General features: G+C 70.1%; 11 protein-coding genes. 8 read left to right on the top strand and 3 right to left on the bottom strand.

Features of this window, described 5'->3' with window-relative positions; all coding sequences use genetic code 11:
* Positions 1-1169 (bottom strand): ATP-binding protein (locus Q2100_RS19485; RefSeq protein ID WP_302915379.1); only part of this gene is annotated, 1169 nt, incomplete at its 3' end.
* Positions 1170-1298: 129 nt separating this feature from the next.
* Here Q2100_RS19485 and Q2100_RS19490 point away from each other — a divergent pair.
* The 7 genes from Q2100_RS19490 (at position 1299) to Q2100_RS19520 (ending at position 7039) form a co-directional block, all read left to right on the top strand.
* The gene (locus Q2100_RS19490) at positions 1299-1871 is read left to right on the top strand and encodes a cytokinin riboside 5'-monophosphate phosphoribohydrolase (RefSeq protein WP_302915380.1); all 573 of its coding nucleotides are present in this window, start codon (positions 1299-1301) and stop codon (positions 1869-1871) included.
* 61 nt (positions 1872-1932) lie between these two features.
* The gene (fadD6, locus tag Q2100_RS19495) at positions 1933-3741 is read left to right on the top strand and encodes a long-chain-acyl-CoA synthetase FadD6 (RefSeq protein ID WP_264014287.1); all 1809 of its coding nucleotides are present in this window, start codon (positions 1933-1935) and stop codon (positions 3739-3741) included.
* 129 nt (positions 3742-3870) lie between these two features.
* A complete protein-coding gene (gene folP / locus Q2100_RS19500; protein ID WP_407667660.1) occupies positions 3871-4695 on the top strand; it encodes a dihydropteroate synthase in 825 nt (274 codons plus the stop codon).
* Positions 4692-5654, top strand: coding sequence for a glucosyl-3-phosphoglycerate synthase (locus Q2100_RS19505; protein WP_302915382.1), 963 nt, complete (start codon positions 4692-4694; stop codon positions 5652-5654). The genes folP and Q2100_RS19505 overlap by 4 nt, the downstream gene beginning before the upstream one ends.
* Before the next feature lie 42 nt (positions 5655-5696).
* Entirely contained in the window at positions 5697-6071 is a 375-nt protein-coding gene (locus Q2100_RS19510) for a DivIVA domain-containing protein (protein WP_264014289.1), read from the top strand.
* Positions 6068-6694, top strand: coding sequence for a DNA-3-methyladenine glycosylase I (locus Q2100_RS19515; RefSeq protein ID WP_302915383.1), 627 nt, complete (start codon positions 6068-6070; stop codon positions 6692-6694). The genes Q2100_RS19510 and Q2100_RS19515 overlap by 4 nt, the downstream gene beginning before the upstream one ends.
* Before the next feature lie 177 nt (positions 6695-6871).
* Positions 6872-7039: a DUF3117 domain-containing protein gene (locus Q2100_RS19520; protein WP_003406247.1), complete on the top strand. Its 168-nt coding sequence runs from the start codon at positions 6872-6874 to the stop codon at positions 7037-7039.
* Between the two features lie 23 nt (positions 7040-7062).
* On the opposite strand, the gene glgA is transcribed toward Q2100_RS19520, so the two are convergent.
* A complete protein-coding gene (gene glgA / locus Q2100_RS19525; RefSeq protein WP_302915386.1) occupies positions 7063-8226 on the bottom strand; it encodes a glycogen synthase in 1164 nt (387 codons plus the stop codon).
* Positions 8227-8387: 161 nt separating this feature from the next.
* On the opposite strand from glgA, the gene glgC reads away from it, so the two are divergent.
* The gene (gene glgC / locus Q2100_RS19530; protein ID WP_264014291.1) at positions 8388-9602 is read left to right on the top strand and encodes a glucose-1-phosphate adenylyltransferase; all 1215 of its coding nucleotides are present in this window, start codon (positions 8388-8390) and stop codon (positions 9600-9602) included.
* 27 nt (positions 9603-9629) lie between these two features.
* Here the strand turns inward: glgC and Q2100_RS19535 are convergent.
* Positions 9630-9854, bottom strand: a 225-nt coding sequence (locus tag Q2100_RS19535; protein WP_302915387.1) for a DUF4126 family protein, incomplete at its 5' end; no start/stop codon positions are given.

A 9854-nucleotide genomic window follows, 5' to 3' on the forward strand; every position in this document is an offset into this window, starting at 1 on the left:
GCCGACAGCGCATCGACCGTCGCGCGGGCGCCCGGCGCGGACACCCGGCCGCGCACCGTGCGCAGGAACGCCGTCGCGCGTTCCGGCTCCGACAGCATCCAGAACTGGTTCGCCGCCCGCGGCAGCGCCCACTCCATCAGGTCGTCCTCGCTGAGTCCGGCGGGATCGATCGCGGCCAGCACGGCGTCGGCGTCGCGGCCGCGGCCCTGCCATGCCAGCGCGTAGGCCAGGGGGAGCCGGGTGGCCAGCCCGCTGGCCGGGGTGACCGCCGCCCGGCCCAGCTGCTCGCTGAGGTCGAGGTCGCCCAACCGCAGCGCCTCGGCCGCTGCCTCGGCCATGACGTCGCCCGGCAGCTCGAAGTCGCTCTCGGCCGCCAGGACGGCCATCCACAGCCGGTCGACCACCCCGCCCGGCCCGGCGGCGGCCAGCCGCTCCACGAGTTCGGTGCGCATCCGGCGCAGATCCGGTCCGCCCAGTTCGTCGCGGGCCGCGTCGACGAACAGCGGGTGCCCGGCCCGCACCAGCTCGCCATCGACGTCGATCAGACCGTGACGCCGTGCGTCGGCGACAGCGTCGTCACCCACCAGCGCCAGCAGCACCGGCAGCGGCACCGGATCGGTGACCACCAGGTAGTGCACCGCTCTGCGGGTGGCCGCGGGCAGGTCGGCCAGGAACTCCGCCACCTGGGTCTCCAGCCGGGCATCATCGTGAGCCGCCGGGTCCACGTGCACCCGGGCCAGCAGGTCGTCGTTCCACAGCGCGGCCACCTCGTCGGTCGCTGGGCCGCCGACCGTGACGACCAGCCGCGTCTTGCCACCCACCGCGAGCCGGTGCAGCAGGGTCGCCGACAGCCGGTCCAGCAGGTGCGCGTCGTCGACCACGATCAGCCGCCCGGCCAGCGCCGCCTCGGCGGACCGCAGCACGGCCGCCGTCTTGCCCCGCGCCGGGATGTCGACGACGTCGCGGAAGGCGCCGAAGGGCACCGCGCCTGCCGGCGCCGTCGCGATCACCCAGTCGGCAGGCCCGAGGCGCTCGACCGTCCGCCGCGCCAGCGTGGTCTTACCGACCCCGGCCGGACCGATCAGCACCACGCCGCCGCGGTCCCGCAGGCCCGCCTCGAGCGCCCGCAGCGCCGGTTCGTGGTCAGTGGTCACCCAGTCGACAGGCACCGCCGGATCCTATGGCCCGCAGCTCAACAGCGACCGCGGAATCCCGATGCCCGCCGCTCCTACGGGCCGGCGCCGCTCGTGCGGGTCGGCCGCTCGTCGGGCCCGGCGTCCCTCGTCTACGTTGTCGGGGTGTCATCCCCACTTGATCCCGTCGCCGACCGCCAGTGGGCGGTGTGCGTGTACTGCGCGTCGGGTCCGACGCACCCCGAACTGATGGACCTCGCCACCCGGGTGGGGGCGGCGATCGCCGACCGCGGCTGGACGCTGGTGTCCGGCGGGGGCAACGTCTCGGCGATGGGCGCTGTCGCCGACGGGGCGCGCTCGCGCGGCGGCCGGACCATCGGCGTGATCCCCAAGGCGCTGGTGCACCGCGAGCTGGCCGACGTCGAGGCCGACGAACTCGTCGTGACCGACACCATGCGGGAGCGCAAGCAGGTGATGGAGGACCGCGCCGACGCCTTCGTCGCGCTGCCCGGTGGCATCGGCACGCTCGAGGAATTCTTCGAAGCCTGGACCGCCGGATATTTGGGTATGCATACCAAACCCCTGGTCATGCTCGACCCGTTCGGGCACTACGCCGGCCTGCTGGCGTGGCTGCACGGCCTGGTCGACAGCGGCTATGTCGCCCCCGGGGCGCTGGACCGGCTGGTTGTCGTCGACGACGTCGACGCCGCCATGGCGGTATGCGCACCGGCCGGGTGATGGCAGTCACATGCGGGGATAGGGTGTTGCGCACATACGACCACCGGAGGGGACGCACCGCATGACCGACGAGAAATCCGGCACCCGCAGCAGCGTGGGGCTGCTCGACATCGCCAGCCGCGTGCCGGGCCTACTGATGGATGCGCCGACGATCGTGCGGGGTGTGGTGACCGGCTTCGGCGCCCGCCCGTCGGCCAAGACCTCGATCGGCAAGGTTTTCCAGGACCGGGCGGCCCGCTACGGCGACAAGCTGTTCCTGAAGTTCGAGGACCAGGAGCTCACCTACCGCGAGGCGAACGAGACGGTCAACCGCTACGCGGCGGTGCTCGCGGCCCGCGGCGTCGGCCACGGCGACGTCGTCGGCATCATGCTGAAGAACTCCCCGGAACCGGTGCTGATCATGCTCGCGGCGGTCAAGTGCGGCGCCATCTCCGGGATGCTCAACTACAACCAGCGCGGCGACGTGCTCGAGCACAGCCTCGGCCTGCTCTCGGCGACCGTGGTCGTCGCCGACCCGGACTTCGTCGATCCGATCAAGGAGAGCGGCGCGGACACCGATGCGCTGCTCACCCTCGACGAACTCAAGCGGCTCGCGGCGGAGGCACCGACCGAGAACCCCTCCACCGCGTCGGCCGTGCTGGCCAAGGACAAGGCGTTCTACATCTTCACCTCCGGCACCACCGGAATGCCCAAGGCCAGCGTGATGACGCACTACCGCTGGCTGCGCGCACTCGCCGGGTTCGGCGGCCTCGGCATGCGACTCAACAGCGACGACACCCTGTACTGCTGCCTGCCGCTCTATCACAACAACGCGCTGACAGTGGCGCTGTCGGCGGTGCTCAACTCTGGCGCGACGCTCGCGCTCGGCAAGTCGTTCTCCGCGTCGAAATTCTGGGACGACGTGATTCGGTACGACGCGACCGCGTTCGTCTACATCGGCGAGATCTGCACCTACCTGCTCAACCAGCCCGAGAAGGACACCGACCGCAAGCACCGGGTGCGGGTGATCGGCGGCAACGGGTTGCGGCCCGCGATCTGGGACGACTTCACCGAGCGGTTCGGTATCGACCGGGTGTGTGAGTTCTACGCCGCCAGCGAGGGCAACACCGCCTTCGTCAACTTCTTCAATGTCGACAAGACCACCGGCATCTGCCCGACGCCCGTCGCCTTCGTCGAATACGACGAGGAATCCGGTGACCCGGTGCGCGACGACAAGGGCCGGGTCAAGAAGGTCAAGAACGGTGAGCCGGGCCTGCTGCTGTCCAAGGTGAGCAACTTCCAGCCGTTCGACGGCTACACCGACGAGAAGGAGTCGGAGAAGAAACTCGTCCGCGACGCATTCAAGAAGGGTGACGTCTGGTTCAACACCGGAGACCTGATGCGGTCGCAGGGCTTCGGGCACGCCGCGTTCACCGACCGCTTGGGCGACACGTTCCGCTGGAAGGGCGAGAACGTCGCCACCACCGAGGTCGAGGCCGCGGTCTCCAGCGACCCGCAGGTCGAGGAGTGCACGGTGTTCGGCGTCGAGGTGCCCGACACCGGCGGCAAGGCGGGCATGGTGGCCGTCCAGCTCAAGGACGGCAAGGAGTTCGACGGCAAGGCGCTGGCGAAGGCTGCGTTCGACAAGCTGCCCCCGTATGCGGTGCCGCTGTTCGTGCGGGTGGTCGAGGAACTCGCGCACACCTCCACGTTCAAGAGCCAGAAGGTCGACCTGCGCAAGGAGGGCTATGGCGGCAACTCCGGCGAGGGCGACGAAGAGGCGAACGACATCGAGGATCCGATCTACGTGCTGTCCGGCAAGGACGAGGGCTACGTCGAGTACTACGACGAGTACCTGGCCGAGGTGAAGGACGGCAAGAAGCCGAAGTAGCCGCGTGATTTGGGCGCGGTTTCGTTCGCTGAGCGAACGTAACCGCGCCCAAATCGCGGGCGTCGTTAGCCTGGACGCGTGGCGGCGAATTTTCTCGGCCGCCCGGTCGCCGGTGACCGGGCACTGATCATGGCGATCGTGAACCGCACGCCGGACTCGTTCTACGACCGCGGCGCCACCTTCAGCGACGACGCCGCCAAGCAGGCCGCGCACCGCGTGATCGCCGACGGCGCCGACGTCGTCGACATCGGCGGGGTGAAGGCCGGGCCCGGAATGGTGGTCGACGCGGCCGAGGAGATCGCGCGCGTCGTTCCGTTCATCGAGTGGCTGCGCGGCGCGTACCCGGACATCGTGATCAGCGTCGACACCTGGCGCGCCGAGGTGGCCAAGGCCGCGTGCGCGGCGGGCGCCGACCTGATCAACGACACCTGGGGCGGGCACGACCGGGACCTGCCCGAGGTGGCCGCAGAATTCGGCGCGGGGCTGGTGTGCTCGCACACCGGCGGCGCCGTCCCGCGGACCAGGCCATTCCGTGTGCACTACGGCATATCCGAGCGCGGAGTGGTCGACGACGTCATCGCCGAGGTGACGCAGTCGGCCGAACGGGCCGTCGCCGCCGGAGTCCCGAAAGACCGCGTGCTGATCGATCCGACGCACGATTTCGGCAAGAACACTTACCACGGTCTTACTTTGTTGCGTCACGTGGAAGACCTTGTAAAAACTGGATGGCCGGTCCTGATGGCCCTGAGCAACAAGGACTTCGTCGGGGAGACTCTCGGTGTGGGTCTGACCGAACGCCTGGAGGGCACGCTCGCCGCCACCGCACTCGCGGCGGCGGCAGGAGCGGCTATGTTCCGTGTGCACGAGGTCGGACCCACTCGACGCGTACTGGAGATGGTCGCGTCGATACAGGGCGTGCGTCCACCGACGCGCACGGTGAGGGGACTGGCATGACTGCGATATCTGATCTGACGGCCGACCTGACCGACGCCGACGCGATCGCACGGCACCGCTGGCTCGCCGACCACAGCTGGAACCGACCGTCGTGGACCGTCGCCGAACTCGAGGCCGCCAAGGCCGGCCGCACCGTTTCGGTGGTGCTGCCCGCGCTCAACGAAGAGGCGACGGTGGCCAGCGTGGTCGAGACCATCACGCCACTGCTCGGCGGCCTCGTCGACGAACTGATCGTGCTGGACTCCGGCTCCACCGACGACACCGCCATCCGCGCCATGGCCGCCGGTGCGCGGGTGATCAGCCGTGAGTCGGCGCTGCCCGAGGTGGCGCCGCAACCGGGCAAGGGCGAGGTGCTGTGGCGGTCGCTGGCGGCCACCACAGGCGACGTGATCGCGTTCGTCGACTCCGACCTGATCGACCCCGATCCGATGTTCGTGCCGAAACTGCTGGGGCCGCTGCTCACCTGCGACGGCGTGCACCTGGTCAAGGGCTTCTACCGCCGTCCGCTCAAGGTGAGCGGCAGTGAGGACGCCAACGGCGGCGGCCGGGTCACCGAACTGGTGGCGCGTCCGCTGCTGGCCTCGCTGCGCCCCGAACTGACCTGCGTGCTCCAGCCGTTGGGCGGCGAGTACGCGGGCACTCGCGAGCTCCTGACAGCGGTGCCGTTCGCCCCGGGTTACGGGGTGGAGATCGGCCTGCTGGTCGACGCCTACGACCGGCTCGGCCTCGACGCGCTGGCCCAGGTGAATCTCGGCGTGCGGGTGCACCGCAACCGTCCGCTGACCGAACTGGCGTCCATGAGCCGGCAGGTGATCGCCACCCTGCTCACCCGGTGCGGCATCACCGACTCCGGCGTGGGGCTCACCCAGTTCTTCGCCGACGGTGACGGCTACACGCCGCGCTCGTCCGGGGTGTCGCTGGAGGACCGGCCACCGATGGTGACGCTGCGTCCCCGCTGACCTTCTCGCGGGCTGTCACACCGGTCAGGCAGTATCGGGGACGTGACCCTGATCCTGCTGTATCTGGTCGTGCTGGTGCTGGTGGCCATCGTGCTCTTCGCGGTGGGCAGCGTGCTGTTCGGCCGGGGGGAGTCGTTGCCGCCCCTGCCCCGCGACACCACGGCCACCGTGCTGCCCGCCTCCGGCGTCACCGGCGTGGACGTCGAGGCGCTCAAGTTCACCCAGACCCTGCGCGGCTATAAGGCCAGCGAGGTCGACTGGGTGCTCGACCGGCTCGGCCAGGAGCTCGACCAGCTGCGCGGTGAACTGGCCGCGGTGCGCGGTGCGCACGGACTCGACGCGGACACCGGGGCCCGGCGGGACCCCGCCGAGGCCGGGGCGCACGCCGCGCCGTCGGGCGAGCCGGACCAGCCGTGAGCACGCCCAGCGAGGACGACGGCCGGACGCGGTGCGGCTGGATCGACCAGAGCCGGCTGGCGCCGCCGGATTTCGCCCTCTACCGCGACTACCACGACACCGAGTGGGGCGTGCCGCTGCACGACGCGGGCGCGCTGTTCGAGCGCATCAGCCTCGAGGCCTTCCAGAGCGGGTTGTCCTGGCTGATCATTCTGCGCAAGAGGGACAACTTCCGGCGTGCCTTCGCCGGCTTCGACGCCGAGAAGGTCGCCCGGTTCACCGACCGGGACGTCGACCGTCTGCTGGCCGACACCGGGATCGTGCGCAACCGCGCGAAGATCGCCGCCACCATCGCCAACGCGCGCGCGGTCGCCGACCTCACCGACGCCGGAGAGGACCTCGGCGAACTGCTGTGGTCCTTCGCGCCGGCGGCCCGGCCGCGGCCCGCCGACCTCTCGCAGGTCCCCGCTGTCACACCGGAATCCACCGCGATGGCCAAGGAGCTCAAGCGGCGCGGGTTCCGGTTCGTCGGTCCTACGACGGCGTATGCGTTGATGCAGGCCACCGGGATGGTCGACGACCACGTCGCGGACTGCTGGGTTCCGGCCGCCGCTGGGCAGCGCACCGGGGCCGTCGCGGACTGATCTTGGCGGCGTCGCGGGCGCGTCATCGACGGGTCTTGCACATCCACCCCGGTGGATAGGGAACAATGGAGGTCGTAGCAGTTCAGCGCCGGGTGCTGCCGACGAGTGGGCAGCCCGGCCGACCAGGTGTGGCGCAGCCACACTTGGCGGGAAGGTTCATGGTGGAGGGAGCACTCGATGGCGGCGATGAAGCCCCGGACCGGCGACGGTCCTCTGGAAGCAACCAAGGAGGGGCGCGGCATCGTGATGCGGGTACCACTTGAAGGCGGTGGTCGACTCGTCGTCGAACTCACACCCGACGAGGCGGCCGCCTTGGGCGACGAACTCAAGGGCGTCACCAGCTAGTCGGCCGGCCGGCTCCGGCCCCGCTACGGGCAGACGTCTTGGTAGATCTGCAGGGTCTGCTCGGCGATGTGCGCCCAGGAGAACTCCTCGATGCAGCGCTGCCTGCCGGCCTGCCCGTACTCGCGGGCCTTGGCCGGTTCGGCCACCAGGGAGTTGACCGCGTCGGCCAGCCTGGTCTCGAAGAACGCCGTGTCCTTGGCGTCGTAGTGCACCAGCAGCCCGGTCTGGTGGTCGGCGACCACCTCGGGGATACCACCCACGTCGGAGGCCACCACCGGCGTCGAGCACGCCATCGCCTCGAGGTTGACGATGCCGAGCGGCTCGTAGACCGACGGGCACACGAAAACCGTTGCTGCTGACAGAATCTCGCGGATCTTGCCGATCGGCAGCATCTCGCGCACCCAGAACACCCCGGTGCGTGCCCGTGCCAGTTCCTGCACCGCCGCCGTCACCTCGGCGGCGATCTCCGGCGTGTCCGGCGCGCCCGCGCACAGCACCAGTTGGACCTCGGGGGCGAAGCCGTGGGCGGCGGCGACCAGATGGGCGACGCCTTTCTGCCGGGTGATCCGACCGACGAAGGCGACGATCGGCCGGTTCGGGTCGACGCCGAGTTCGGCCAGCACCGATTCGCCGGTCTGCGGCTCCGCCGGGTACCACACGTCGGTGTCGATGCCGTTGCGCACGACGTGCACACGGGCGGGGTTGAGCGCCGGGTAGGTCCGCAGCACGTCGGCGCGCATGCCCGCGCTGACCGCGATCACGGCGTCGGCGGCCTCCACGGCGGTGCGCTCCACCCATGACGAGATGCGGTAGCCGCCGCCGAGCTGTTCGGCCTTCCACGGCCGCATCGGCTCCAGCGAGTGGGCCGTCAGCACGTGCGGAACGCCGTACAGCAGCGCCGCGAGGTGGCCTGCCAGACCGGCGTACCAGGTGTGCGAGTGCACCACGTCGGCCTGGCCGGCGCCGTTGACCATCGTGAGATCCGCCGACAGCGTCGACAGCGCCGGATTGGCGCCCTTGAGCGCGGGATCGGGGTGCGCGACGAATGCGCCAGGGCGTTCCGCGCCCATGCAGTGCACGTCGACATCGCACAGTCTGCGGAGCTGGGCGACGAGTTCGGTCACGTGCACGCCGGCCCCGCCGTACACCTCGGGTGGGTACTCCCGCGTCATCATCGCCACCCGCATGGTTACGACGGTAGTTGTCACGACGCGCCGCCGCAGGCTTGTTTTGAAGCTGCCGCAAGGCGGGTACGCGATGAAGGTTCCGGTGCCAAACGCCTTGACAGACCGGCCTTCAAAACGGTCAATGGCTGGCCCTGTTGGGTACCGGCGGATAGGTTTGAGTCATGAGGGAATTGCCACACGTGCTGGGCATCGTCCTGGCCGGCGGGGAAGGCAAGCGGCTCTACCCGCTGACGGCCGACCGGGCAAAGCCCGCGGTTCCCTTCGGCGGCGCCTACCGGCTCATCGACTTCGTGCTGTCCAACCTGGTCAACGCCCGCTACCTGCGGATCTGCGTTCTCACGCAATACAAGTCGCATTCGCTGGACCGCCACATCTCGCAGAACTGGCGCCTCAGCGGCCTGGCCGGCGAATACATCACCCCGGTGCCCGCACAGCAGCGGCTCGGCCCGCGGTGGTACACCGGCTCGGCCGACGCGATCTATCAGTCGATGAACCTGATCTACGACGAGGATCCCGACTACATCGTGGTGTTCGGCGCCGACCACGTGTACCGCATGGACCCCGAGCAGATGGTCCAGTTCCACATCGAGAGCGGTGCCGGGGCGACGGTGGCCGGCATCCGCGTGCCGCGCGCCGAGGCGACCGCGTTCGGGGTGATCGACGCCGACGAGTCCGGGCGCATCCGCAGCTTCGTCGAGAAGCCCGCCGACCCGCCGGGCACGCCGGACAACCCCGACGAGGCCTTCGTGTCGATGGGCAACTACATCTTCACCACCAAGGTGCTCATCGACGCCATCCGCGCCGATGCGGACGAGGACCACTCCGATCACGACATGGGCGGCGACATCATCCCGCGCCTGGTGTCCGACGGCATGGCCGCCGTCTACGACTTCTCCAACAACGAGGTGCCCGGCGCCACCGAACGCGACCACGGCTACTGGCGCGACGTCGGGACCCTCGACGCGTTCTACGACGCCCACATGGATCTGGTGTCGGTGCACCCGGTGTTCAACCTCTACAACAAGCGCTGGCCGATCCGCGGGGAGTCCGGCAACCTGGCGCCCGCGAAGTTCGTCAACGGCGGGTCCGCGCAGGAGTCGGTGGTCGGCGCAGGCAGCATCATCTCCGCGGCGTCGGTGCGCAACTCCGTGCTGTCGAGCAACGTCGTCATCGACGACGGCGCGATCGTCGAGGGCAGCGTCATCATGCCCGGCGCCCGCGTCGGGCGGGGAGCGGTGGTGCGCCACGCGATCCTGGACAAGAACGTCGTCGTCGGGCCGGGGGAGATGGTCGGCGTCGACCTGGAGAAGGACCGCGAACGCTTCGCGATCAGCGCCGGCGGGGTGGTCGCCGTCGGTAAGGGCGTCTGGATCTAGCCCGCCGCGCAGCGGCGTTCCCGGCGCTCAGGCGCGCGGCTCGAGCACCCTGGCGTCCGCCTCGGCCCGGCGACGCCGTCGCCGGCGGCGCAGCAGCGCGACCGCCGCCCACACCATCAGTGCCAGTGCGACCAGCACCAGCACGGGCAGCAGCAGCGCGACGAACACCAGGCCGATGCTGGCGACGTCCTCCAGGGTCGACAGCACCGGGGCGGCGACACCGGCGGTGGCGACGTTGGCCGCGGGCCGGAC

Origin of the sequence: Mycolicibacterium arseniciresistens, from assembly GCF_030519285.1 — a bacterium.
GTDB classification, from domain to species: domain Bacteria; phylum Actinomycetota; class Actinomycetes; order Mycobacteriales; family Mycobacteriaceae; genus Mycobacterium; species Mycobacterium arseniciresistens.